This is a genomic window from Microlunatus aurantiacus (assembly GCF_039536605.1).
Lineage (GTDB): Bacteria > Actinomycetota > Actinomycetes > Propionibacteriales > Propionibacteriaceae > Microlunatus > Microlunatus aurantiacus.
Map to the genome: position 1 here is coordinate 1 of NZ_BAAAYX010000019.1, position 25158 is coordinate 25158.

A 25158-nucleotide genomic window follows, 5' to 3' on the forward strand; every position below is an offset into this window, starting at 1 on the left:
CCAGATGCCTACTCGAAGCCGGCGGATTCAGATCTCGACTACACCCTCGATTCTGAAGAGCCTATTTGCTGGGACCACAAAGAAGAGGGATTTGGTCACCACGAATCGCTATGTTCAATTTGATGCCGATTTTTCAACAACCATCGCGGCGCGTGCGACGGGCAGCGAGACCCTTGCCAGCAATCACAGCGGCGATTGCGATGAGTAGGCCGCCGGTCAACAGGTACGGTGCGTTCAGCTGCCAGAGCAGGAGGAGGCCGCCCAGGAGTGGGCCCATAGACTGTCCGAGGCTGTTGGCCGCGTTTTGCAGGCCGAGCGACGCGCCTGCCTGCTGCTCTCCCCCACGCTTGGAGACCAGGGCCGAGACGTTAGGTGCGATGAAAGCCATGCCCAGGGAGAGCAACCCCACGAACGCGAAGACCAGGGGCGGGGTATTCGCAATGGCAAGCAAGGCGATGCCGGCTCCCAGCATGGCGAAGCCAACGCCGATCTGTTTCATCTCGCTGACCTTGTCGGCGAGGACACCCACCACACCTATCTGGAAGACGGCCATGACGAGACCGCATAGGACAAAAACGTAGGCCACCCCGGTTGGACCGAAGGCAAATTTGGCCTGAGCGAAGAGGGCGACCGTTCCTTCGAACATTGTGAGCGCGAACTGTGCAGCCAGTGTCAAGAGGAGAAGCGGTGCCAAGCTTCGCAGCAAGACAGGCCAGTCGGGACTCTGCTGACGACTTGGCCCGGCCTGGATGGGGTTTGTCGGCCGGTCGTGAAGGGATTCCGGTAGCCACCGGAGGGCGGCAAGCATCGTGAGAAGCCCCAACAAGGCTGCTGCGAAGAAGGGGATCGAGAAACTGTCTACCTTGAGATGCTCTGTGCTCCATCTGAGGTGCCAGTCGCGCGTAGCCAGCAGACCCCCCACGGCAGGTCCTACCACCACCCCGAGGCTTGCCGCGGTGCCGAGCCACGCCATCCCCCGGCTGCGCTGCCGCGCCGTCGTCATGTCCGCCACATAGGCGGCCGATACCGGCAAGGTCGCCGACGAGAGAATACCTCCCCCGACCCGCGCCACATAGAGCAGCCAAAGCGAGGTCGACACCCCGAACATCACCTGCGCGACCACGTAGCCGGCAATACCGAGCAGGATCAGCGGTCTGCGGCCGATGCGGTCCGACCAGCGTCCCCACAGCGGCGCGAAGATGAGTTGCATCAGCGAATAGACCCCCGTCAGGAACGCCACGTGCAACACCACCGCCCGCGGCGAGGCGCCTTCTTGAAGGGCGAGCCGCTCTACGTAGAACGGAAGCACCGGCAATGTGATGCCGAAACCGATCATCACCACGAACATGCAGACGAGGAGGACGGCGAGGTGCTTCCTCATCGCGGGTGGCACGGGACCCTAGGACTGAGCACCATGGCATCGGCAAAAGGCTGCTCCCGCGTCCGAGTGTCAGCCGACGACGCCCTGCCGGTCCCGTTTGCACCGGCGCCGACCTGCATCTCGGACCGGAGGAGCAGCGGCGCGTTCACCCCCCGCTCAGAGTCGTGGAGATGACGCCGCATATCCTTGGGCTCCTAGCCTTGCCTTTTGTTTGGTCGGCCCGACCATGTTGGCCCGACCAAGTTGTTAGGCGAATTCTGTTGTCGTCTTTTTGATCGAGCGGAACCGTGAAATGCGTCAACGTGTCATTATCGGCGCGGGTCATGCATGACACTCTTCCGCGACGAGGAACGAATTCACGACCAGCACTTTGGCATACTGAAATGCTCCGCACGACGAGCTCGATCTGGTGTTGGAGAGAATGGCCGTTGAGGATGCCGTCGGCTTGGTGAGGCTTTCGACGATCAGGTTTTTCCGTGGCGGTGGTCCGTGCTCTGGTGGCCGCCGTGGCTGTGACCTCGGTGCAGGAAAAGATGCGCGGTCATCACGACGATGATGCCGGCATAGGGAAGCGCGGCCAGCAGGTGCGGCCCATGGTCGGTGACCAGGTACAGGACCAGGCCCAGGGCGGCCAACGCCAAGACGATCGCGCCGAACCATTTCACCCGCTTGTTGTCTGCGGTGACGGCGCCCGGGCCGGTGGGTGGCTGCCCGTCATGGTTCATGGTTGTCTCCCAGTGGTTCGTTCATGATCTCGGTGGTTGGTGAGTCTTGGGGGTGCAGCGAGAAGTCGGCCGACTGTCCGCCGCCGACGTCCATCACGGTGCCGTGGACTCTGATCCGCACCGGGTCGGCGCGACAGGGCTGGAGCTGCAGGTGCAGTGTCTCGGCGGTCACCGACACGTCGATGCGGTGCCCTCGATAGACAACGCGGAAACCCACGCTGCGAAGCCGCGGGGGCAGGCGCGGAGTGAAGGTGAGCCCGTCATCTGCGATCTGCAGACCGGCGAACGACCGGACGACGAGGTCTGCCGTGCCGGCCATGGCGCCTAAGTGGATGCCCTCGCGGGTGGTGCCACCCTGCGTGTCGTCGAGGTCGGCCATCAGAGCCTCACGAAACACGGTCCAGGCCCGCGCCAAGTCGGTGCGGGCAAGGACGGAGGCGTGGACCACCCGGCTGAGCGTGGACCCGTGCGCGGTGCGAGCCAGATAGTACTCAACCGTCCTTCCCAGGTCCGCGGCCGTCATGGGGTAGCCGAGCCGGCTGAGCTGGGCGAGCAGGACCTCCGGGCCGAGGAGATGGATCAGCATGAGCGCGTCGGCCTGCTTGGCCAACTTGTACCGGTTCGTCGTGTCGTTCTCGGCTTCCAGGATGAGGTCCAGCCGGCCGATGTTGTTGTACGTCGCGCGATAGTGCTTCCAGTCGAGCTCCGCCAAGTCTTCGTAGCCATCGAACTGGCTGAGAATGCCGTCTTCGTGGAAGGGGACGGCAACCCTGCAGCTTAGATGTCGCCAGAGCAACACCTCGTCCCGTGTCACCTGCACCCGATTGGTGAGGTCGTCGGCGGGGTGGCCCTGCAACGCCTCGAGACTGTCGGCGGCACGCTCACACACCCAGGAGGTCAACACGTTGGTGTAGGCATTGTCGCGGACGCCGCGTCCCGGCGTGCCCGGGTAGCCGTCGTGGTACTCGTCGGGACCCATCACCCCGGCGATGTGGAACCGATCGTCGGACGGGTCGAATGTGGCCAAGGAAGCGAACATCCTGGTCACTTCGATGATCAGCTCCGCGCCGCGCGCGGCCAGCCAGGTCAGATCCCCGGTGGTCTGGAAGTGTCGCCAGGCGTTGTAAGCAACGGCCAAGCCGACGTGGCGTTGGTGAAGTGAGTTGTCCGGCATCCACCGGCCCGAGCGGACGTTGTACAGCTGGTGCGGGGTTTCCTCTCGGCCGTCGCTGCCGCTCTGCCACGGAAACAGCGCACCGTGCAGACCACCGGCCCGGGCCGCGTCGCGGGCCGCGTCGAGGCGCCGCCACCGGTACTCCAGCAGCGCTTCGCTGACGGACGGCAGCCGCAACCCGACGACCGGCAGCACGAACAGCTCATCCCAGAACACGTGCCCCCGGTAGCCTTCCCCGTGCAGGCCGCGGGCGGGCACTCCAGCATCCAGCGCCGCCGTGTGCTCGGAGACGGTCTGCAGCAAGTGGAAGACATGCAGGTTCAGCACCAGCTGGCTGTGCCGGTCGGCGTCAATTCTGACGGCGAAACTGTCCCACAACCGTTCCCAGGCCGCCTGGTGCGCACTCAGCAGCCCGCTCACCCCTTCTGGGCTGCGTGCCAACTCCGCCAAAGCGCCAGACCGCGGTCCGCTGACAGCGACATCGCGGGAGGTGACGACGGCGACAGTCTTGGTCACCGTCACCGGCTGCCCATCCTCCACGTGCACATCGAACTGCTGCATGTACCGGCCGCCGTCGATCATCGGCTCACCGGCGGTGACGTCCAGGCCGCCCCCGAGGACGGTCCGGACCGCCGTGGCAACGCGAATCCCGCTTTGGCGGGTCTGCACCTCACAGACAACCGTGCAGGCGTCAGATTGGCGAAACCTCACCTGGACCAGATGTCTTCCGCTGCTGGCTTGGGCAGGCACGTTGGTGTTGGTCACGGCGGCGTCGACGCCGACCTTGACACGAATGACCCCGCTCCAACCGCGCGGTGTCAACGTGGTCTCGAGCGCGGCCAGATGCGGACTGTGCATGGACACGACACGCCGCTGTTGCACGTCCAGCCGCTGCCCGTCAGCTCCGGTCAGAACCGCTCGGCGCTGTAGCAGCCCGCGGCGCAGATCCAACTCGCGGCGCTCACTGTGGGAGGTCAACTTCCCTCTAGACCACCAACCACCCTCACCCATGCCGACGTCGACCGGTAGCCAGTTGGGGACGTTGACCAGCTGCTCCTCCTCGATCCGACGGCCGTGGATCGTGCCGACCAGCCGGTTGTAGATCCCGGCCAGGTAGGTTCCGGGATAGTGAACTCCGTCACTGCTCCGTTCCGGCAACGCGCCACGGGTCACCATGTAGCCGTTGCCGAGCGCGGTGAGAACCTCCCGGTGACCCTCATGGGCCGGGTCGAAACCGGCATACACCAGCAGCCAGGGGTCGGTGCTGGCGACGCCCAGGTCAAGCTCTCCCACGTCGCCGAGGACGACATCCGCGCCGACGGACTCCAACTCGTTCCGACGGTCGGCACGGTCGATCCCCACCACTAGCCCGAAACCCCCCCGATGGGCGGCGGTCACCCCGGCCGGCTCGGCTTCGACCACCGCGGTCCGCGCGGGCGAGACGCCGAGCCGGCGCGCTGCCTCCACGAACAGGGCCGGATCTGGTGTCACGGGCAGGTTCAACGTCACGGCCAGCTGACCGTCCACGATCACGTCGAACATGCCGGCCAGCCCTGCGGCGGCCAGCACCGCGTCCGCGTGCCGGCTGGCGGTCACCAAGGCGATCGGGATTCGTCCCGCCCGGAGCCGACCCAGCAACGCCATCGTCCCGGCGTAGGTTCGCGGTTCCTGCCGTGATAGGTGGGACAGGAACAGTTGGTCTTTCCGTGCAGCCAAGCCGAAGGCCGTCCACGCCTGCGGAGGGTCGTCTGCTGCACCGAGAGGAACCGTGATGCCGCGTGAGGTCAGGAATGCGGCTACGCCGTCCTCCCGGCTTGGGCCGTCCACAAAACGGCCGTCGGTGTCGAACGCCACCTGTCGCTCGTGGGTGGCGCCCAGTCGCGGGTCGAGCAGGGCGGCGTCGCACAGTTCCTTCCATGCCGCCGCATGCAGGGCAGCCGTGTCGATGACCACACCGTCCAGGGCGAACAGGACCGCGTCATAGGGAGACGACGGCCGATGACGGGCCGGGTCGGGCGGCCCCCGGTGTCCAAGGTCGGGACCAGAGACCATCTCAGACCGGTTCGCGGACGGGCTGGACCGGTCGGTGGAGGCCCGGTCCGGGGGCGACGGCCCACTGACAGTTCCTGATCTCTGGCAGGTCCTGACGGTGGCTGCGGACAAGCCGTCGGTGGTCGATCACGTTGTCCTTTTGCTTCTCCGCTAGGCGCGGGTCGAGGGAAACAGTCATGGGTGGTCCGCTTCTTTCCGAGGTGAGGCGCACGGGGGGAAATTCGACGTGTCAGCTAACGGGTGGGTTCGGCGGCAAGGTCTGCGGCCCGGGTCTTCGTCGCCTCGGCCTCCGAAGCCTGGGGCAGCCGCAGCCGTTTCAGCAGCAGCGCGTTGACGGCCACGATGACGCTCGAGCCGGACATGGAGATGGCAGCAATCTCGGGGCTGAGCGACAGCCCCAAACTTGGTTCGAAGACGCCGGCGGCGATCGGCAACGCGACCACGTTGTAGCCGATAGCCCAACCGAGGTTTTGTCGCATCTTCCGTAGGGTTCCTTTGCCGATACGGAGGGCGACCGGAACGTCCAACGGGTCCGAGCGCATCAACACCACATCGGCAGTTTCGATGGCAACATCGGTACCGGCCCCGATCGCGATGCCCAGGTCCGCCTGCGCCAAGGCTGGGGCGTCGTTGACGCCGTCGCCGACCATGGCGACCCGCTTACCGGCCGCCTGCAGCTCGGACACCTTCGCGGCCTTGTCCTGCGGCAGCACCTCAGCGATGACGGTGTCGATGTGCAACAAGGCGGCGATGCGTCTCGCCGTGGCCTCATTGTCACCGGTCATCATGGCCACTTCGATCCCCGCTTCATGCAGGGCTGTGATCGCCGCCGCCGCCGTGTCGCGCACCGCGTCGGCCAGCGCTATTACCCCAGCAACTTGACCGTCGACAGCGACCAACACCGCCGTTCGGCCGGTGGAGGCGAGCTGTTCGCGCTGCTCGGCCACTGCGGCGATGTCAACGCCCTGGGCCGTCATCAGCTTCCGGTTCCCGACGAACACCCGGCGGCCGTCTACGACGGCTCCGGCACCGTGTCCGGGCACATTGTTGAACTCATCGGCCTTCAAGACGGCGGCACCCTGACTGTCCGCATAGTTGACGACCGCTCCGGCCAGGGGATGTTCGGACTCTCTTTCCACGGCGGCGACGAGGGCGAGAAGGTGGCCGCGGTCGATCCCGGTGGCGATGAGATCAGTGACTTCAGGTTCGCCCTTGGTCAAGGTTCCGGTCTTGTCCATCACCACCACGTTGATCCGGGCCGAGGCTTCCAAGGCGGTGGCATTCTTGAACAGGATGCCGCGCTTGGCGCCGAGACCGGTGCCCACCATGATCGCGGTCGGCGTCGCCAGCCCGAGCGCGTCCGGGCAGGTGATCACCACGACCGTGATGGCGAACAGGAGCGCTGTCTGCACGCTGGCCCCGGTGATCATCCAGACGGCGAAGGTGGCGCTGCCGCCGATCAAGGCCACCAGCACCAGCCAGAACGCCGCCCGGTCGGCCAGCCGCTGTCCTGGCGCCTTGGAGTTCTGCGCTGCCTGCACCAGCGCCACAATCTGAGCCAAAGCGCTGTCCGCGCCGACCTTGGTGGCGCGCACCCGCAACGTGCCGGTGGTGTTGACCGTGGCACCGATCACCGGCGACCCGACACTCTTGCTCACCGGGAGACTTTCACCGGTGACCATCGACTCGTCGATGTCGGACTCACCGTCCTCGACGGTGCCGTCCGTGGGGACCTTGGCTCCGGGCCGGACCTGCATCAGATCCCCGACCAGCACCTCCGAGGTGGACACCTCGACGGTTTGACCGTCCCTGATCACCAGCGCCTTCGCCGGCGCCAGCTCGAGCAACGTCCGGACCGCATCGTTCGCTCCGCCTCGCGCCCGCATCTCAATCCAGTGACCTAGCAGCACAAAGCTGGCCAACACGGTGGCCGCCTCGTAGAACACGTCACCGCCGCCGGTGAGGGTCACGATCAGGCTATACAACCAGCCGGCCCCCACACCCACCGCAACCAGCACCATCATGTCCAAGGTTCGGGCCCGCAACGCCCGGAACGCCCCATCAAAGAAGATCCAGCCCGAGTAGAAGATCACCGGTAGGGACAGGATCAGCGCGAAGACGTCGTCGCGCAAACCGAAAGGTGCAGGCACCGAGAAGCCGATCACCTCCCGGCCGATCGGTGACCACAAGGTGATCGCCACCGACAACACCGCTGCGACGACGAACCTGTTCCGCATGTCACGAACCATGGACGCCATCGAACTGCCGCCGTGGCTGCTGCCGTGGCCCATCGCTTCCTTCGCCGACCTCACCGCCGGCTCACCCTTACCGCCATGACCGCCATGCGGATCCGCGACCCCGTCGGTCATGGCGTCCATGGCGCCATGCCCCGTCCCCTCGTGGTCCGCAGAGCGAGCTGCGGCGTCACCGTTGTCGGAGCCGTGGGTTGACGACGAGGTGGTCGCGTCGAGGTCCTGCATCGGATCGCAGATGTGTTGGGGCACCGACCGGCCTGCGCAGTGGTAGCCGCAATCTCGTACCCATGTGGTCAGGTCGGCGATGGAGATTTGTCGAGGGTCAAAGGCGACGCTGGCCGTCTGCGCAACCGGGTTTGCTTCCACGTTCAACACCCCGGCACGTCGCGACAGGACCGATTCCGCGACGGCCTTGGACGAAGCCCAGTTGACACCCTGCACTTCCATGACCTCGGTCTGGATGTGTGCGCTCATCTGCATCGCCCTTCGCCAATCATTGGCACACTAGTAACTGGGCCACCCTCATCGGAACTTCATCACTTCTGCGAGCCATTCTCTGTAGGGTGGGACACAGCGACGGCACGCTTCACGATGCCGATGTCATGGTCGAAGGCATCATCGACGGAAAGTTCCGTACCTGGAAGACTTGGACCTCATGGTCGCGCCGGTGGAGCGTCAACTGTCTGGGTTGCACAACACCGACGATCTACTATTTTGCATAGTAGCCCTCCCGGATGTATGCACCGCCGACGGGGTGCGACGTCGCCTGGGTCAGCCACGCATCCGGCAAGACCGGCGCCCATTAGGTCCGATGGGCAGCGAGACCCAGGCCATCATCGGCTTCGCCCACGGCACCCGCCGGCAAGATCCCCGGCCGGCCGTCATGCCCGTGCTGAAGGACGACCAGCGCAATCTGCACCCCACCCGCATGGTCGACCGCGTGGCTTCGCGTCACGTGGCCTGCTGGCGAGCGGACCAGCCCTCCCAGCCCGATCACTGCACAACGCCGCGATGACGAAGCCGAGCGCCGGCGCCGGCCGCAGCCCGGTGGTGCTCACCCGGCGCGGCAGCATCGGCGCCGCCGCCTCCCGCCCCCGGCACCGCCGTGTCCGACCGGGTCGGGCTTCGGTCACCGTCTCTTCGACCCGGCCCGGTAGCCTCGGCGTGGCCCGTTCCCCGCAGCGTGAGATCGGTTCACAGTCGTCGGCGATCTCCTTGCGCCTCGCCGCTCGGTGCCGCCGCCCCCACGGACGAGCCGATCCTGACCCCTCGGAGATGCCGAGTTTTCAGAGGCACCCGGTCACACATGCGCCCACTTACCGATCATCAAGATCAGCAACGCAGCCAGCAGAACGAAAGCGACCACGACCAGGACCGTAAAGATCCACCGGCCCGGCTGAGGGTCGTGGCGCGGCTCATCCGGCTCCACGGGATCATTCTCACGTGCCGGTCTCATCATTCCGTTCTGCACAGGCGGAGTCGTAGGCTGCGGTCGTCCTGCGCACAGCGGCAGCGGCGGACGCGCCGGTTCCGGCGGTGAGGAGCAGCGGCAGACCAGGCCGTCAGCCCGGCGGCCGTTGAGGCGGCGCCGTGGTCGATGCCAGTTCGCGGACCGGCATCAGCTGAACCTGTCGTCGACGCTCGCCTGGCAGACTGACCTCCGCCTGGAGTCAGGACGCGGGGTCGCTGGGCCCGGTGGCCAGTGGTGCCCCGCACGACGGTCGCCGTCGTTGGCGGTACGCCTTCGACGGCGCCGGTTCGTGGTCGCTGGAAGGGAAGCATGGTTCAGCCTCGCGCTGACGCGATGAGCTGGTCGAGGCGCGCAGCGCTGACCTTGCCGATCTGGCGCCCCGCGACGCGTCCGTCGCGGTCGAGGACCACGGTCACGGGCAGCCCGGGTGAGCGCAGGGTCGCGAGCAGTCGCCCATCGGCGTCGACCACCTGCGGATAGCGGACATTGACCAGTGGCAGGAACTCCTGGGCCCAGTCGGCTCGGTCCTTGGTGTTGACGCCAAGAAACTGGACGTCGGAATACCGGACGTGGGCAGCCTGCAGGGCCGGCATCTCCTCTCGACATGGTGTGCACCAGGTGGCCCACAGGTTGACCACCGTCGGTCGTCCGCTGAGGCGTGCCAAGTCCACCGGCGGGCCTGCGGTCAGACACGGCAGGCTCAGCTCGGGCAGCGCGTCTTCGGCCTTCGTCGGTGTCGCGGGAGGGTCGGACTGCGCGATGACGCCGCAGCCGGTGAGGTTCGGGACCGTCACCGGCAGGGACGGCTGCCCGCGGGTGTCCACGCCTGGCACGGCGGGCGGTGGCGGTGAACTCAGACAGCCGCTCAGAGTGGCCAGCAGAACGGGCAGGACGGCTAGCCGGCCGAGCAGCACACGCATATCAGGCACCATGGGCAGCGCTCAGAGCTCGACGGTGGTGAACGACCAGCCGCCGTCGAGCGAGGCGTGCACGCCGGCGTCGGTGGCCACGTACAGTCGCGCGGTGGAGTTGGCGTGCAGAGCCTGCGGCGCCCCGGGCAGGGTGGCGCGCTGCTGCCAGGTCCGTCCGGCGTCCAGGCTGAGATGCACCGAGCCGTCGGGTCCGACACCAGTCACGGTCTGGGCGGTGGACCAGTCGATCAGCATCAGCGAAGGACCGGCTTGCTCGGTCCAGGTCAGACCCGCGTCAGTGGAGCGACGCAGTCCCTGCGCGGTGGCGACCAGCAGGCTGTCCGGGTCGGTAGGGCTGACCGCCAGGTCCTCCATCACAGTGCCGGGCCGCTGCCGCCATCGCCGCAGATCAGTGGTCACCAACAGGGAGCCCGAGACAGCGTCAACGCCGTACACGGTCGCCCCCGTGGCGTCGATGCCGTGAAAGTCGACTTCGCCGTCCAGCGACCGGGGCTGCCAGGTAGCGCCAGCGTCGCCGGATTCGACCAACCCCAGCGACCACGGTTCATCCCCACGGCCGTCGGGATGCCCGCTGGCCAGGAACCGGTCGGGCCCCACCACGGTGAAGCCCATCAAGTCAGGTGTGCGCGTGGACACCAGTCGGGCGGGTCCGTCGTCGTCGAGCCGGTACAGACCCTGGTGGGTGGCTGCGTACAAGGCGTCGTCGGCGGGGTTGACCCCCAGCCCGTGAACGTGACGGACCGGCGCCGGCGCGGAGGACGGGACGGTCTGCCGCCACAGCAGGGCACTGACCAAGACCACGGCGGCCGCGACCAGCACCGCAATTCCCCTCCACCGTGAGCCTCGGCGGACAGGTACCACGGCGGACCCCAGCACGTCTTCTCCACCCACCTGAAATACTATAGGTCATAGTAGTCGAGGTGGCGGTGCTGAGCGTGGATCGGCCTCAAATGCCGGGCGGGCAGTAGTCGAGGACCACCGCCATCGTGGCCGGCAGCGCGGCGACCAGCAGCGGCAGCACCGTCAAGGCCAGGCCCGCGACCGCTACCGGGATGCCACGGCGGCCCAGCGGGTGGCGGGGCCCCAAGAGACGCTCGCACCGCCGCACCGCGCTGGCCCCTCCGGCACCCAGGGCCGACGTCGGCACCTGGGCGCCGGCCAGCAACACCAACGCCTCGGCGAGAACCCTCCGCGGATGCTGCGCGGCCGCGACATCGTCGGCCCGCATCTCGACGAGCTGGCAGATCTGGGCTTCGGCCCGCCGGAAGGCGGGGACGAACGGGAAGGCCGCCCGCAACGCCGCGGCGCCGAGCAGCGGCAGATCGTGCCGCTCGCCCAGGTGCGCCCGCTCATGGGCCAGAACCGCCTGCAGCTGGGCAGGATCGAGCAGCCCCTGGGCGGCAGTGGTGTAGACGACCAGACCGCGTCGGCCGGGAAGGCAGTACACCAGCGACCGGGCGTCCGGCACCGCCACCAGGGAGGACGCGGCAGGGGCGGCCAGGAGCGCGATCTGTTGATGTTGGCGGCTGCGGCAGCGATGCACCTGCCGCCACGTGTGGAGCAGAGCGAGTCCCAGGCGGGCGATGACCGCCGCCGCGGCGAGCATTCCCACGGTCGCCGCCGCCGCACCGCCGGCGGTGCTGTACCGCTGCTGGATGGCGAGCCAGCAGGCGTGCAGCAGGTGCGCGGCCTGATCCCCGAACGGCAGCACGGGCACGGTCAAAGTCATCCCGGCGAGCACGGCGGCGGCCACCGTGGAGGCCGACAGCGCCTGCCACGCCAAGATGCCCACCAGTGGGGAGCGGTCCGGCCACCGCATGGCCTGCAGCCAGCGGCCTCCGACGGTGCCGGTGAGCACGGCGTAACCCAGCAGGACGGCGGGAATGATCACGTCCGGCGCTCCGCGGCGTCGAGAGCCGCCCGCAGCCGGTCCAGGTCCTCGGCGGGAATGTGCTCGACGAAATGCAGGAGGGCCGCGGCCCGGTCGGGGGTGTCGGCCAACGCCTCCTCCATCAAGGCGGCGGCGTGGGCCTCCCTGGAGGCACGCGCTGAGTAGCGGAACGCGCGTCCGTCCTTGATCCGGTCCACGAAGCCCTTGGCGTGGAGGTTGTCCAACACCGTGAGGACCGTGGTGTAGGCGATCGTCCGCCCGCTCCGCAGATCCTCGACCACCTCGCGTACCGACACCCACGTGTCGGCATCCCATAAGTGGGCCATCACCGCCGCCTCGAGCTGACCCAGACGTCGCATCGCACCGCTCCCCTCGCCGCCGGTCTTGTCCCGCTCGCCGCGGGACCGTCGGCATTGTCGTTCACCCTGTCTCCTATGCTGCATAGTAGAGGAGTGGGAGGCGCCCGCCCCCGCAGGTGAGGAGGACTCGGCATCCATGCTGCCACTGTCCACCGGGGAGCTGATCATGTCGGGGCCGCTGCTGGTAGCAGGGGCGGTGGCGGCCGTGGCCGGGGCGGTGTCGTTCTTCTCCCCCTGCTGCCTGCCGTTGGTGCCCGGCTACCTGTCCTACGTGGCCGGCGTCTCCGGTGCCGAGCTCACCGGCGAGCCGCCGGCGGGGCCGCGGAGGGAGGCTGTGGCGGGCTCCTCGGCGGGGTCAACAGGGGGACATCAGGCTGTGGCCACCACAGCTGTCACGGTGCCGGTGCGGGGGCGGACGGTGGCCAGTGCGGTCTTGTTCGTGGCCGGCTTCACCACCGTGTTCGCCTCGTACGGGATGCTGTTCGGTTCGCTGGGGGCCTGGCTGCTCGCCTATCAAGACATGGTGGTTCGGGTTCTGGGGGTGGTGACGATCCTGTTGGGGCTGATGTTCACCGGTGTCCTGTCCCGGCTGCCACTGGCCTCGGCCACGCTGCGGCTGGACTACCGGCCCAGGACCGGCCTGCTCGGCGCGCCGGTGGTCGGCGCCGTCTTCGGCCTGGGCTGGACTCCGTGCATCGGCCCCACCCTCGCCGCCGTGCTGACCTTGTCGACCACCAGCGCCACCGCAGGACGCGGGGCGTTCTTGTCGGTGGCCTACGCCCTCGGACTCGGCGGCCCGTTCATCCTCGCCGCGCTGTCGTGGCAGCGGATGACGCGAACGTTCGGCTGGGCCCGGCGCCACGCCCAGGCCATCATGCGGTTCGGCGGCAGCCTGCTGATCGTCCTGGGCATCGTGCAGGTGTCCGGGCTGTGGCGCTGGGTGACCTCATGGATTCAGACGCTGGTAGCGAACTGGGTGGTGCCGCTGTGACCACGACGCGCACGGCCTGGCTGAGCTGGGCAGTCGAGCCCACCGATCGGCATCGTCCGATCACCATCCTCGCCACCGTCGGGCTCTTCGCCGGGGTGCTGATGGCCTTCCTCGGCCTGCCGCCGGTCGACCTGCACGGACCGCTGCACCACCTGGGCCTCATGGATCCGTTCTGCGGCGGCACCCGAGCCGCCTACTACACCCTCCGGGGCCAAGGCGGGCAGGCCTGGCGCTACAACCCGCTCGGCCTGGTGGCGGTGCTGGCAGCCTCCGTCGCGGTCGCCCGCGCCGCCGCTGGTCTGCTGACCCGCCGATGGGTGAACCTCACGATGCGCTGGTCCCCGGCCCGGCGACGCACCCTCGTGGCCACCATCGTGGTCGCGGCGGCCGCCTTGGAGGTGCGGCAGCAGCTGATCGCTCCGCTGCTGATGGCGCGATGACGGCCCGCGGCCATCGGACCGGGCGGACCGTCGTCGCCGCGGCCATCGTGGTGGCGTTGGCGTTGTCCGGGTGCACCACCCAGACGGCCGGCGACGAGAACACCCGCACCCGGTCCCAGACCGGCTACATCGGCGGGGCGTCGCTGACCCGGATTCCTCCCGATCAGCGCCGGCCGGCGCCGATCGCTGCCGGGCCCTCGCTCGCCGACCCGTCCCGGATCGTCTCCAGCGGCGACTACCCGGGCAAGGTCGTGGTCGTGAACGTGTGGGGATCGTGGTGCGCACCGTGCCGCAAGGAGGCGCCCGAGCTGGAGGCGGTCAGCCGGTCCCGCCGGGATGTGGCGCAGCTCATCGGTCTCGACATCCGCGACTACGATCCCGCACCGGCGGCGGCGTTCGTCCGTGCCTTCGGGGTGACCTACCCGCAGATCTACGACCCCCGCGGTACCCAGCTGGTCAAGTACAGCGAGCTGCCGCCCAACGGCATCCCGTCCACCTTGATCATCGACCGGCAGGGCCGTATCGCGGTGCGGATCGTCGGAGCGATCACGCGCGGCACGCTGACCCAGATGATCGACGACGTCGCCGCCGGACGGTAGACCTAACGCTGCGGCGGTGTTCCCGGCTCGACCAGGCGCAGGGCGACGCGTGGCGCGGGCGCGGGCGGCGGCTCGGCCACCCGCGCCAACGCCGGCAGACCGGGTCGGGTCAGCCACCCCAGCGCCCACCCCCACAGGCCGGCCAGCACGACGGCGCCGACAGCGAGACTGGGCGGCCACCGCAGGTCACCTTGAGCGGCCAGACCGACGAGCTGCCCGCTCCACACCAATGCCGGCATGGCGGCGGCGAGGGCGGCCGACCCCAGCCGGGGGCGCACCGTCTCCACCACCACCGCTCCGGCGATCGCCCCGAGCGCGGCGAGGACGTAGGCGCCCTGGGTCAAGACGACGCCGCCGAGGGCCACGGCAGCCACGATGGCGACGATGGCTCCGCGGCGCAGCAGACCCCGACGCCGCAGGAACAAGACCGGCGCGGTGATCAGCGTGGTCGAGATCAGATAGCCGCCCAGGCCCACGGCGGCCTCCAGCTCCGCGGCCCGATGCCCGGGCGCCCCCTCCGGCACCGGCACGAACGAGGCCCGGGCGCCGGGTTCGACGAACGCCGACACGTAGCTCAGGAAGAATCCGGCCAGCGCAGCCGCAGCGGCCAGAGCCACGACGGCGGCGCCGTGACCCGGGCCACCGGCCACCACCGCCGAGCGGACCGGACTGGCGAGGAGCAAGATGCCCCCGACGAGCAGCAGCAGGTGGGTGGGACTGACCAGGGCGTCCAGGCCGGTCTCCACCCCGAAGGCGAGATGCCAGGCCAGGTCGAGCAGGCCGCCGATGGCGAACACGGCCACTCCGACCAGCCCCCAGCCGTAGCCGCTAGGAATCCGAGACCGCCACGGCGTTCCCTGCCGTCCACGCAGCAGCACCAGCGCCACCGACCAGGCCGCCGCCAGGGCGAACGCTCCGTACAGCAGGGCGTGCCACGGCGTGAAAAATGAGTCCACGGTCGCGAGATGCAGATGCGCCCAGCCGTCGAGGTAGACCCCGGCGACCATCGCCACACCGAGCAGCGCCGCGACCATGTCATCGCGAGCCGTCGTCGTCACGTCACCCATCACCGGATGATACCCCCCAGGGGTAATGAATACCAAGGGTTCATGGCCGGGACCGTCGCGGCCCGGCACGTGAAAAGGCGGCACCCGACCCCAAGATCAGCGCAGCTGCCACCCCCAGCAACGCGGCGACCGGGTACCCGAGGAGCAGGTCCTGCCAGCCCAGCGACAGGGGCAGCACGCGATAGCCGAGATGGGCGACCCAGTGCACCACCGCCACCAGGACAGCGATCCCGGCCACCGTCCAGCCCAGGACCCGGCGCGCGTCCACACCCGCAGCTGGCGGTCGATCTCCCGCTGCCGGGCCGACGTGGCGCGCTCGGTGCGGCGGACTGGTCGCCGCCGTCCGCGCCGACGCCGCCGCGGTCCTCGGTTCTCGGCCATCACGCCTCCGGCGTCGTCTCGGGGTCAGGAGCGGTAGGAGAGCACGGTCATCATGCCCAGCTCGCCGTGGTAGATGTTGTGGCAATGGCTGAGCCACTGCCCCGGATTGTCGGCGTCGAAGTCCACGCTCACCCGCTGCATCGGCAACACGTTGATGGTGTCCTTGCGGAACCCGCGACCGCTTGTGCCGGCGACCGAAAAGGTGTGGCCGTGCAGATGCAGGGGATGGAACATCATCGACCTGTTGTCGATGACCAGCCGCACCCGCTCGCCGCTGCGCACCGGTAGCGGATCGTGCTGGCCGTAGGCCTTGCCGTTGATCAACCACCGCCGGCCCCCGTCGGCCATGCTTAACGTCACCGCGAGCTCGCGATCCGGCGTCCGCGCCGTCACTGCGGCCGCCGGCGTCGCCTGCAGCATCGGATACTCCAGTCGCTGCCGGGTCAGTTCCGGAGGCCGAATGTCGGCTGGGGGGCGCGCGCTGCTAGCGGTGCGCAGCAGTGCGAACGCCGCCGGGTCAGGCTTGCCCTCGGGCACCGCGACCACCGGGAACACCCCGTCACCGGTGGTGACGACCACGTCGTAACGCTCCCCCATCCCGATGATCAGCGTGTCCACCGTGACCGGCTCCACCGGGAAGCCGTCGGTGTGGGTCACGCTCAACCGGTGACCGCCGACGGCGAACCGGTAGGCGGTGTCGGCGCCGGCGTTGATCAGGCGGAGCCGCAGCCGCTGACCGGGTCGGGCGGTGATGACGTGCGGGGCGGCCGGGAGCCGGCCGTTGACCAGATGCGCCGGATAACGCACATCACCGGTGTCGGAGCCGAGCGGGTCGGCGGCCGTTGGCATCCCCATGCCCCCAGAACCCATGCCGCCGCCGTTCATGTCACCCATGTCGCCCATGCCCATCGACCCCATGCCGTCGCGGCGGGCCCGAGCCAAGATCACGTCCGGGGAGTCGCCCCAGCCGTCGGTCCAGTCGTCAAAGACCAGGACGGCCTCGTCGTCGTAGCGGCCCGGCTCGGCGGGATCGTCCACGATCAATGGCGCGTACAAACCGGTGTCAAGCTGGGGACCGACGTGCGGATGGAACCAGTAGGTTCCCGGATGCGCGACGGTGAAGGCGTAGTCGAAGCGGGCCCCCGGTGCCACGGCGGGCATGGTGAGGTCGGGCACTCCGTCCATGTCGTTGCGCAGGGCCAGTCCGTGCCAGTGGATGGTGGTCGGCTGCGGCAGGTCGTTCACCAGCCGCACCCGCATGAGGTCGCCGACCGAGGCGCGCAGCGGCTCGGCCGGCAGCAGGCCGTCGTAGGTCCAGGTCGCCACCTCCCGACCGCCGAGGTCGACCGTGGTCGGTCGCGCCCGCAGCACCCGGTCGATTGTGCGTCCACTGCTGGGGCGGCGGGCCTCGGCGGCCGCGACCGCCGGATCAGCGGGTCCGACCGGCTCGCCGGCGAGCACCCGGCGGATGCCCAGCCCCGCACCCACGGCCACCACAGCGCCCGTCCCGGCCAGACCCAGCACGGCGCGGCGGCTCAGACGACCTCCCCGAGGCCCCCTGGTGTCCGAGAACGGTGCTGCCGGGACACGAGCCGGTGCCGCGTCCTCAGTGCTCACGGTTCTACTATACAACTTAGTAGAGAGGGCTCCGGTGGCGCGATGAACCGCGTCGTTCCTGCGGGCCTCCGTCGGCGGGCTCTCCGGACTCGAGCCGTGCCGAGAGGCTGTGTTCGTGGCGGTTGACTGTTGCGGCGATGTGAGGGACACCCAGGAGACGGGCCCGCTCAGCTTGGTCCGGCGTTGCGAGGTCGACGCCGCATGGTTGCTGCGAGATAGCCGCCGAGCGCGCCGACGGAGACCAGTCCGGCGCTCAGTAGCGGCGCCCGCCAGGGTCGCATGCGCTGAGGGTCGGCCGTGACCACGTCACCTACCCCTCGAATGAGCGCCGCGGCCAGAGTCGCCGCCACGAGGTGGCGCCCGACCGACTCCAGTCGCTCCACCAACGGCTCGAGCTCTTGTGCCCGAAGGTGCAACTCGGGTCCTGTATCGATAGCGGCTTGGAGTCGGTGGAAGAGGTCAGGAAGCTCAGAGAGGAAGGCGGCGGCGTCGACCCCGCTCTGCGCGAAACTCTGGGCCATCGCGCCCACCGAGAACCGGTCGACGACCGCCTTCTGCGCATAGGGGGCAAGCACCTCAGCCAGCCGGAACTGCGGGTCGAGCAGGACCCCCATCCCTTCGGCCATCACGACCATCCTGAAGATCACCACGAGCTCATGCGGCAGCTGCAGGTGGTGGCGACCGACGACAGCGAACAGTTCAGAGATCAATTTCCCGAGCGGAACCTCTGCTAGCGGGCGGTTCCGGTACAGGTCCACCACGGGAACGAGGTCGGCGCTCAGGGCCGCTCGGTCGACCGCTGCGTGCCCGACCGACAGGTCGGCCAGGGCACCCGCCGCCTTCTGGGCGCTACCGCGGGTGAGCGCAAGGAGCAGGTCGGCCAACCCGTTGCGGAGACTCTCGTCCACCTCCCCCACCATGCCGAAGTCGATCAAACCGATCGTTCCACCGTGTTCGATCAGCAGGTTTCCCGGATGGGGATCGGCATGGAAGAGCCGGTCTTCGAAGATCATCTTGGCAATGGCCCGGGTAGCGCGCACGGCAAGGGCGCGCCGATCAATTCCCGCGCCGTCCAGTCCGTTCAGGTCATCGACCTTGATCCCGCGGATTCGCTCCAGGGTGAGCACGCGCGACGTGGTCGTCGCCCACACGACCCCCGGTATGTGAACGGAGGGGTCCGCAGCGAAGTTCTCGGCGAACCGGTCGGCGTTGTGGCCCTCCCGGAGGTAATCCAACTCGGCTCGCAAACTGCGGGCGAATTCGTCGGCGACACCTTCCACGTCGTAGGCAGCGGCTGCCTTCCAGTGCCGGCCCGCATAGACGGCCAGGTTCTGCAGGATCTCGAGATCCACCTCGATCTGCTCGCGGGCACCAGGACGTCGCACCTTGACCACCACGTCGGTCCCGTCGAGCATCCGGGCAGCATGCGCTTGCCCGATCGAGGCGCTGGCCAGCGCCTCCGGATCGAAGAACGCAAACGCCTCCGCCGGCGACAGGCCGAGTTCCTTCTCGATCAGCTCCTGAACCACCGACCCGGGAACCGAAGGCGCCGAGTCCTGCAAGCGAGCCAGCTCGACGCGATACGGCTCCGGCAACAGGTCCGGGCGCGTGGACAGCACCTGGCCGAGCTTGACAAAAGTCGGCCCCAACTGTTCGAGCGCGAGCCGCAGATGCTCAGGGTTCGAATACGGCCGGTCCCGCCGGACGTGACCGAGCAGACCGTGATGAAACGGCAGCCACCGATCCAGACCGGCCGCCCCGACGAGAACGCCCAGACCGTGACGCAGAAGGGTGTCGGCAATCTGCCGATACCGGTCGGAGTGACTCGCAGTCACCCGATCTCCCCCCTGAGGTTCGAGCTGATGCCGGCGAAAGCGCCTGCGTTCCACCCAGAGCTCTCCCGCTCGCTGAGCAACCCTAACCCGGTGTGCGATGAGGGCGAGGCAGGGTCGATGTACCGCGCTCGTGCCCGTTGCCGCCCGAGCACGGTGTCTCGTGGCCGACCGCGCACCTGGCCCGGATCGCGGCGGCCCGCTAGCTCCCTGCACCGGACCCCACCACCGTGTTGGTGATCAATGAGACCGGTTCCGCACGGTCGTAGGATCCTGCAGCATCACACACGATCACGATCCGTGACTGACGTTATTCGTCGACTGCTCCGGTGGGGCTGGTGACTCGTCCAGGGAGTCCAGAGGGGAGTTCTCGACGCCGGCAGAGTCGAGCTGTGCTTGTCGAGTACGCATCTCCGGATCACGTTGAGCGCGGCCACGCTTCAAGGGGCCAGGACACCACTGCCGAAGACGGTCGCGTCGACGACCTCTGTCACCGTGAGGTGCGTCAAAGCGACCGGGGGTCATGTGTCGATCGCGGTCACCGCCTCCGGGGGCCACTTCGGATCCCCGAGGCGTCGAGGGCAGAGAAGTCGATCACCCCACCGTGGCGATTGTCTTCGGGAGCTCTTTGGATCTGTGTTCGGCCAGCCAGTCCAACACCCAGCCACAATGATCCGGATTCAGTTGCTGCCAGTGCGGCCAGAAGCCACCCCCGCAGCGATCCTGGCCCATCTATGGGATGGTACCCCCGGGGGGTTAGGACCTTCGACCCTGGTGGCGCGAGCACGACCGACCGACAGTAGTGGTACCCGACATCGCTATCGACTCGATGCCAGAGGTACGACTTGTAGGAGGACCGCATGAACACGCCACCGTACGCACCGCCCCACACAGGGGAACTTCGATGATGGGCAACGGTTACGGAATGGCAGGAATGTGGCTGCTCTGGGTGTGGGGGCTGCTCATTCTCGCCGGCATCGGCTACCTGGTCATTGCCACGGCCACCGATCACCGCAGGCGCAACCCCCGGCCGGACGGGTGGCCAGACCACCCGCCGCACCCCACCGCGGCTGCGCCCCGCGAGCTGCTGAATCAGCGGTACGCCCGCGGCGAATTGACGACCGAGGAGTACACCGAACGGCTCCGGGTCCTCACCGAGAGCACCGAGCGCTAGCGACACTGCCGTCGCGACATCGGTGCATCCTGACGACGGCCGGCGTCGCAGCAAACCATTTCTGGACCCGGCAGGCTGCAAAGGGAGGCAACGCTTATGTCCGCCGAGTCCGCCGAGTCCGCCGAGTCCGCGGTGACACGGGTCCACGCCGACTGGCTCACGGACAAGGCGGGCCACCGGCGGCGACTGCGTCGCATCGAGCAGCTGCGCGGACTGCAGCGTCTGGTCCAAGACGACCGATCGTGCGTGGAGGTCCTCATCCAGGTGTCCGCGGTCGACCACGCCCTGCGAGCCCTGTCGATCCAGCTGCCCGACGACCACCTGCGGCACCGCGTGCAGCCAGCCACCCAGGCGGGGGACCCACCGCAGCCCTACCTGGACGAGATGTCGGTAGCCCTCGCGCGGCTGATCCGGTCCTGACCGGTGAGCGACCCTCAGGGCACAGAAGCCGGGGGTGAGGTCGTTCGCGGCCGGTGCAGCCAGCCACGTGACTCGCGTGGCATCCTCAGTCCGGTCACGGTCTGCCCGCCCGCACGCACCCCTTGTCGTCGATCCATTGGGTGCCGCCCTCGTCGAATTCGTGGCGTGGCTGAGTGCCGGGAAGCCGTGACGGCAGAGCGCACACGTTGCCAGTCAGATCCGTGCGGGGCAGGCACCGGCCGAAGCTGCCGACCGCGGCCTCGCTCAGATACGCATCCGCACAGCTCACGCGCACCCTGCGCGCCGAGGCAGCCGGGGCTGGCGTCATGGTCCACCCCGCCCAGGTGAACGGCACACGCCTCAGGATTGGTTCAGCACCCACCCGTAGGCCTGCTCGCCCGTCGACGAGCCCCAGGTCGTGTGTCTGCAGCTCACACCACCGCTGCGAGACCTCAACCGGCCGGGGGACGCGGCACCGAAGCTCGACCCGATCCCCCATCCCTCTGGTCGGGCGGCTCCCGTGCGGCGATACGACGCCGAGACGGCGATCGCGGACTCGCAGGGCTGTCCGCATCACTGTTTGACCGTCGGCAGCACCCGGCACATCTGTGCGTCTACCAGTACACCCCGGCCGCGGGCAGCAACACCCCGAGAAGCGGCACCACGGTCAGCGTCGTGGCGCACACCAAGGCCAGCGCATCTCGGCGTCTCGAGCTGGGTGAGGAGGCGAGGAGCCGGCGGATTCGCTCGGCGGTGTGCCGTTCGGCGAGCGCCAGGCCACCCGCGGTGGCGCTGCTCCCAGGAGTGCTCATGGCCAGCAGGGCGGTCGCGACCACCCGCCGGCCGTGCCGGGCGGACGCGGCGTCGTCAGCAGCGAGCTCGGCCAGCCGTCGCACCTCAGCGGCGTACCGGCGCAGCAGCCGGCCACGCCCGAGGATGCTGGTGACAGCCTCGGCCCAGGTGATCTGCAGCGCGTGCCGCCGACGCAGGTGTTCACGTTCGTGATCGAGCACGGCGTCGATCTCTCGTGACCCGAGTACGTCGAGGGTCGGGGAGGTGATCACCACCAGCGGGCGCCGGCCCGGGATGCAGAAGGCAGAAGCGCTCGTGCCCGGCACCAGGTGGGCGTCTTGCACTCGAGCCGATCCCGCGGTCGTCTCGACGGCTCGCCGCATGGCTCGTCGGACGCGGCGGCCTTGTACAGCCAACGTGGAAAAGGCGGCCGCGATGACGGCGCCGAGCGTCATCGGCAGCAGCACCGCGAGGTTCGCCAGCCAGGGAACCGATGCCGTACCCGCATATGCCAGGTGCAGGGTGCTCTTGTCGGCGGTCAATAACAGCAACAGCGTCTGCTCGAGGACATCATGGGAGATGAGCAGGGCCGCACCCGTGACCGCGGCCACCAGAGCGGCCGCGGTCAGGTGCCACACCAGGAGCCCGAGACGCGGCCGCGCCGATACCCACCGACCGCCGGTGAGTGCCCGATCGGCAAGCACACCCACCGCCAAGGCATATGCGAGCAGTCCTGCGGCGATGAGGACGCTCATCGCCGCGGGTGATCGTTGAGGGCGTCCAACGCCAGCCTCAACGACACGGCGTCGTCCGGGTCGAGCTGACCGGCGAAGCTGAGCAGGGCTGCTGACCGGTCGTCGGATTCGTCCAGGACCGACCCCATCAAGTCTGCGACGTACTCGTGCCGGGACCGGGTGGGGTGGTACAGGTACGACCTGCCGTCCCTCTCCCGGCTGAGCCAGCCCTTCGCTCGCAGCCGCTCCACGACGGTGATCACGGTGGTGTACGCCGCCGGTCTCGTGGCGGCCAGGTCATCGACGATGTCGCGCACCGTGACCGGGGTGCTGCGAGCCCACACCGCCACCATGATGCGTTCCTCCAGCTCGCCGAACGTTCTCATGCGGCTCTGCCCTGCCTCTCTCCACGTGCTTCCCACGCATCTTCTACATTACCTAGTAACGTAGAAGCATGGTCGTGACGGGAAAGCCCGACTCGTGGATCGAGGACAGCATCACGGTCCGGCGGATGGGTCTGGCGGACCTGGCCTGGGTGGTGGCTCAGCATCGGTCTCACTTTCCCGACAACGTGATCGGTCGACTCGGTCTTGGGCTGCTGACCCGCTACTACCGGACGTTCCTGGACAGCACTTTCGCTGTGGCCACGGTAACCGAGGTGAGCGGGGTGCGAGCAGGGTTCTTGGTGGGTGTCCTCGACACCGCCGCGCATCGGCGGTTGATGTGGCAGTTCCACGGCTTCTCGCTGGGGTTGGCAACGCTCCGCGCCTTCCTTCGCCATCCAGTCCTCGGGGTGGGAATCGTGCGCCGCCGATTGTCCCTGCGGCTTCACCCGCCCGCACCGATGCCGGCTGAGCGCGTCGCGGTCCTCTCCCATGTTGCCGTCGATCCGGACAGTCAAGGCCGCGGTCTGGGCGTCATGATGATCGACCAGTTCCTGGCGGCCGCTGCGGCCGCCGGGGCCGACCGGGTCTGCGTCGCCACCGCCGATCACGCACCCCGAGCTGCCTCCATCTACCTGCGCCGTGGATTCGTGCTGAGCAGCCGCAGCCGCACCTTCGATGGTCGGTACATCCGTCTCTACGACCGCCCCACCGCCGCGCCGGCCCCATGAGCATCCGCTTCAGACCACCCGCCCTGGCGAAGCTGGCCGCTTGCGGCCTCATCCTCGTTCTCGGCGGATGCGGCACCATCCCCGCGGGCAGCGATCCCCGGGCCTCACCCGCCGGTGCTGACCGCCCGACACCGAGCATCCAGACAACCGACGCCTCACCGTCTCCCCCATCAGTGGTCCCGCCCGCACCCACCCCATCGGCCGGACCGGGCGGGGACGGCCGCTCTGAGCCCCCGCTGCAGACGGAGGCAGTGATAGGTCCGGTGCCGCCAGCTCAATGGGCCGCGATGAAGAGGGCCGGCATGGTCCGCGGCCAGTGCCCGGTGACCCAAAGGAGTCAGCTTCGCCGCATCGACGTGCCCTACGTCGACTTCCGGGGCGACGTTGGGCGCGGTCACCTCATCGTGCGGTCCGATACCGCCGCCTCCACCGCCCGGATCTTCACCCGCCTGTTCCAGATGAGGTTCGCGATCCGGCGGATGGAGGGTGTCGAGGCCTACGGCGGTGACGTGTACAAGAGCTTGACGGCCGACAACACCTCCGCCTACAACTGTCGTCGCGCAGGACAGATCAACGCCCCGTTCGCGCAGTCACCGCATGCCAACGGCCGCGCGATCGACATCAACCCCGTCGAGAACCCGTGGAAGGACCCACGCTGTCGCTGCTGGTCACCCACCGGCACGCACGCCGCCCGCACCCCAGGACCCGGCAAGATCTTGAAGAACGATCCCGTGTGGCGGCTGTTCGACAACGAGGGCTGGATCTGGCAGAACATCGACGTCCCCGACTACATGCACTTCGACACCGGCTACCCCTCCAAGCCCTACCAGCCCGCCCAGCCGTCCCAGCGCCAGTAGCTCGAAGTTCGCCCCGCGATGGCCCGGCTGTCTGAACGAGACGTCCAGATGAGTGACCCCAAAGAGTGACCCAGAAGAGCGCCCTGAGTTGTTCTTCTACGTTACCTAGTAACGTAGACAATGAAGCCCAGGGCACCACCGAGGGAGGGTTCGTGGTCGGCAGGTCTGGTTCGGTACCACAACAACATGCGCGGGACCGTCCGCTGCGGCGTTTCCTCCACGACGACGCCGATCTCCCGGAGGCCCTGGACGTCCTCCGGGAGGTCCGTCGGATACTCGTTCGGGCCGATCATTGGCGGACAGAGACGCTGCCGATCGCCGGCGGGCCGCTGGACCTTCTGCTGGATCCGTTGACCGCCTGGCGGGCCGTGCGCGGCCGATCGAACGTGCTGCAGCCCTCGGGAGTGGCCGGCGCCTACCGGGCGGTCATGTCATCACATCACGCCGCAGCGGTCGGGCTGCATGAGCTCTTCACCGGCGTGGCCATGCTTAGGGCGCGAGCCGAGACACTGCTGACCGCCTCGCTGGTCGACCGCCTTCTCGCGATTGGAGCCCTAGCAGAAGTCGATGCGACCGTCCGGTCGCAGATCCTGCTCGTGCCGCATCGAGGCGACGTGTTCGTCGCCGACAGCCTGCATCACCAAGGAACCACCGATTTCTGCTACCTCGGTCGCCTGTCCTTCGCGGGCCCCGACCTGCTCTGCGACACCGACTGGCACGAGACGCTGTACCGGGTCCTCGATCTGGGGTGCGGCGCTGGAGTCGGAGCCATCATCGCCAGTCGCAGCGCGGAGGAGGTGGTCGGTACCGACGTCCTCCCCCGGTGCGTCCGGTTCGGGCGCCTCAACGCGGCCCTCAACGAGGTCACGAATGTGTCGTTCCAGGTGGCTGACGTGATGG

At 68.4% G+C, this 25158-nt stretch carries 24 protein-coding genes; 9 read left to right on the forward strand and 15 right to left on the reverse strand.

The genetic code is table 11. The features are described 5' to 3' along the window. Positions 1-133 precede the first annotated feature (133 nt). The 4 genes from ABD714_RS18210 to ABD714_RS18225 form a co-directional block, all read right to left on the reverse strand. Positions 134-1381: an MFS transporter gene (locus tag ABD714_RS18210; protein ID WP_344813868.1), complete on the reverse strand. Its 1248-nt coding sequence runs from the start codon at positions 1379-1381 to the stop codon at positions 134-136. A 464-nt stretch (positions 1382-1845) separates the two neighbouring features. Then, entirely contained in the window at positions 1846-2106 is a 261-nt protein-coding gene (locus ABD714_RS18215; RefSeq protein ID WP_344813869.1) for a DUF2933 domain-containing protein, read from the reverse strand. Next, positions 2096-5332, reverse strand: coding sequence for a glycosyl hydrolase family 65 domain-containing protein (locus ABD714_RS18220; RefSeq protein WP_344813870.1), 3237 nt, complete (start codon positions 5330-5332; stop codon positions 2096-2098). The genes ABD714_RS18215 and ABD714_RS18220 overlap by 11 nt, the downstream gene beginning before the upstream one ends. Positions 5333-5565: 233 nt before the next feature. Beyond that, positions 5566-8061 (reverse strand): heavy metal translocating P-type ATPase, encoded by a 2496-nt coding sequence (locus tag ABD714_RS18225; RefSeq protein WP_344813871.1) that lies wholly within the window; start codon positions 8059-8061, stop codon positions 5566-5568. A gap of 337 nt (positions 8062-8398) precedes the next feature. Here ABD714_RS18225 and ABD714_RS18230 point away from each other — a divergent pair, with 337 nt between their 5' ends. After that, positions 8399-8602 (forward strand): hypothetical protein, encoded by a 204-nt coding sequence (locus ABD714_RS18230; protein WP_344813872.1) that lies wholly within the window; start codon positions 8399-8401, stop codon positions 8600-8602. A gap of 285 nt (positions 8603-8887) precedes the next feature. Here the strand turns inward: ABD714_RS18230 and ABD714_RS18235 are convergent, their stop codons facing one another. From ABD714_RS18235 to ABD714_RS18255, 5 genes are all read right to left on the reverse strand, one after another. After that, positions 8888-9016, reverse strand: a complete 129-nt coding sequence (locus ABD714_RS18235; RefSeq protein WP_344813873.1) for a hypothetical protein — start codon at positions 9014-9016, stop codon at positions 8888-8890. Positions 9017-9372: 356 nt separating this feature from the next. After that, entirely contained in the window at positions 9373-9978 is a 606-nt protein-coding gene (locus ABD714_RS18240) for a TlpA family protein disulfide reductase (protein ID WP_344813874.1), read from the reverse strand. Between the two features lie 21 nt (positions 9979-9999). Continuing rightward, positions 10000-10809, reverse strand: a complete 810-nt coding sequence (locus ABD714_RS18245; RefSeq protein ID WP_344813875.1) for a F510_1955 family glycosylhydrolase — start codon at positions 10807-10809, stop codon at positions 10000-10002. Between the two features lie 127 nt (positions 10810-10936). Continuing rightward, positions 10937-11881, reverse strand: coding sequence for a M56 family metallopeptidase (locus tag ABD714_RS18250; protein ID WP_344813876.1), 945 nt, complete (start codon positions 11879-11881; stop codon positions 10937-10939). Next, the gene (locus tag ABD714_RS18255; protein ID WP_344813877.1) at positions 11878-12240 is read right to left on the reverse strand and encodes a BlaI/MecI/CopY family transcriptional regulator; all 363 of its coding nucleotides are present in this window, start codon (positions 12238-12240) and stop codon (positions 11878-11880) included. Before ABD714_RS18255 ends, ABD714_RS18250 begins: the two co-directional genes overlap by 4 nt. 136 nt (positions 12241-12376) lie before the next feature. Here ABD714_RS18255 and ABD714_RS18260 point away from each other — a divergent pair, with 136 nt between their 5' ends. Genes ABD714_RS18260 through ABD714_RS18270 form a run of 3 tightly spaced genes read left to right on the forward strand, consistent with a single transcriptional unit; the run spans position 12377 to position 14270 of the window. Further along, positions 12377-13231, forward strand: coding sequence for a cytochrome c biogenesis CcdA family protein (locus ABD714_RS18260; RefSeq protein WP_344813878.1), 855 nt, complete (start codon positions 12377-12379; stop codon positions 13229-13231). Further along, positions 13228-13671 carry a DUF2752 domain-containing protein gene (locus ABD714_RS18265; protein ID WP_344813879.1) on the forward strand — a complete coding sequence of 148 codons (444 nt, stop codon included), beginning with the start codon at positions 13228-13230 and terminating at the stop codon, positions 13669-13671. The genes ABD714_RS18260 and ABD714_RS18265 overlap by 4 nt, the downstream gene beginning before the upstream one ends. Continuing rightward, a complete protein-coding gene (locus tag ABD714_RS18270; protein ID WP_344813880.1) occupies positions 13668-14270 on the forward strand; it encodes a TlpA family protein disulfide reductase in 603 nt (200 codons plus the stop codon). Before ABD714_RS18265 ends, ABD714_RS18270 begins: the two co-directional genes overlap by 4 nt. 2 nt (positions 14271-14272) lie before the next feature. Here ABD714_RS18270 and ABD714_RS18275 read toward each other — a convergent pair whose 3' ends face one another. From ABD714_RS18275 to ABD714_RS18290, 4 genes are all read right to left on the reverse strand, one after another. Beyond that, a complete protein-coding gene (locus ABD714_RS18275) occupies positions 14273-15337 on the reverse strand; it encodes a hypothetical protein (protein WP_344813881.1) in 1065 nt (354 codons plus the stop codon). 40 nt (positions 15338-15377) lie between these two features. Then, on the reverse strand, positions 15378-15605 hold the full coding sequence (locus tag ABD714_RS18280) for a hypothetical protein (protein ID WP_344813882.1): 228 nt from the start codon (positions 15603-15605) through the stop codon (positions 15378-15380). Between the two features lie 137 nt (positions 15606-15742). Then, entirely contained in the window at positions 15743-17335 is a 1593-nt protein-coding gene (locus ABD714_RS18285; protein WP_425562417.1) for a multicopper oxidase family protein, read from the reverse strand. Between the two features lie 167 nt (positions 17336-17502). Continuing rightward, on the reverse strand, positions 17503-19170 hold the full coding sequence (locus tag ABD714_RS18290; protein WP_344813883.1) for an ABC1 kinase family protein: 1668 nt from the start codon (positions 19168-19170) through the stop codon (positions 17503-17505). Positions 19171-20092: 922 nt separating this feature from the next. Between ABD714_RS18290 and ABD714_RS18295 the strand changes: the two genes are divergently transcribed. Together ABD714_RS18295 and ABD714_RS18300 are read left to right on the forward strand one after the other, a co-directional pair. Further along, a complete protein-coding gene (locus tag ABD714_RS18295; protein WP_344813884.1) occupies positions 20093-20341 on the forward strand; it encodes an SHOCT domain-containing protein in 249 nt (82 codons plus the stop codon). A 96-nt stretch (positions 20342-20437) separates the two neighbouring features. After that, entirely contained in the window at positions 20438-20761 is a 324-nt protein-coding gene (locus tag ABD714_RS18300; protein WP_344813885.1) for a metal-sensitive transcriptional regulator, read from the forward strand. 614 nt (positions 20762-21375) lie between these two features. Here the strand turns inward: ABD714_RS18300 and ABD714_RS18305 are convergent. After that, on the reverse strand, positions 21376-22308 hold the full coding sequence (locus ABD714_RS18305; RefSeq protein WP_344813886.1) for a M56 family metallopeptidase: 933 nt from the start codon (positions 22306-22308) through the stop codon (positions 21376-21378). After that, entirely contained in the window at positions 22305-22673 is a 369-nt protein-coding gene (locus ABD714_RS18310) for a BlaI/MecI/CopY family transcriptional regulator (protein WP_344813887.1), read from the reverse strand. Before ABD714_RS18310 ends, ABD714_RS18305 begins: the two co-directional genes overlap by 4 nt. Positions 22674-22798: 125 nt before the next feature. Between ABD714_RS18310 and ABD714_RS18315 the strand changes: the two genes are divergently transcribed. The 3 genes from ABD714_RS18315 to ABD714_RS18325 form a co-directional block, all read left to right on the forward strand. Continuing rightward, the gene (locus ABD714_RS18315; protein ID WP_344813888.1) at positions 22799-23401 is read left to right on the forward strand and encodes a GNAT family N-acetyltransferase; all 603 of its coding nucleotides are present in this window, start codon (positions 22799-22801) and stop codon (positions 23399-23401) included. A gap of 404 nt (positions 23402-23805) precedes the next feature. Further along, entirely contained in the window at positions 23806-24258 is a 453-nt protein-coding gene (locus ABD714_RS18320; protein WP_344813889.1) for a M15 family metallopeptidase, read from the forward strand. A 65-nt stretch (positions 24259-24323) separates the two neighbouring features. Continuing rightward, positions 24324-25158, forward strand: an 835-nt coding sequence (locus ABD714_RS18325) for a methyltransferase domain-containing protein (protein WP_344813890.1), incomplete at its 3' end; no start/stop codon positions are given.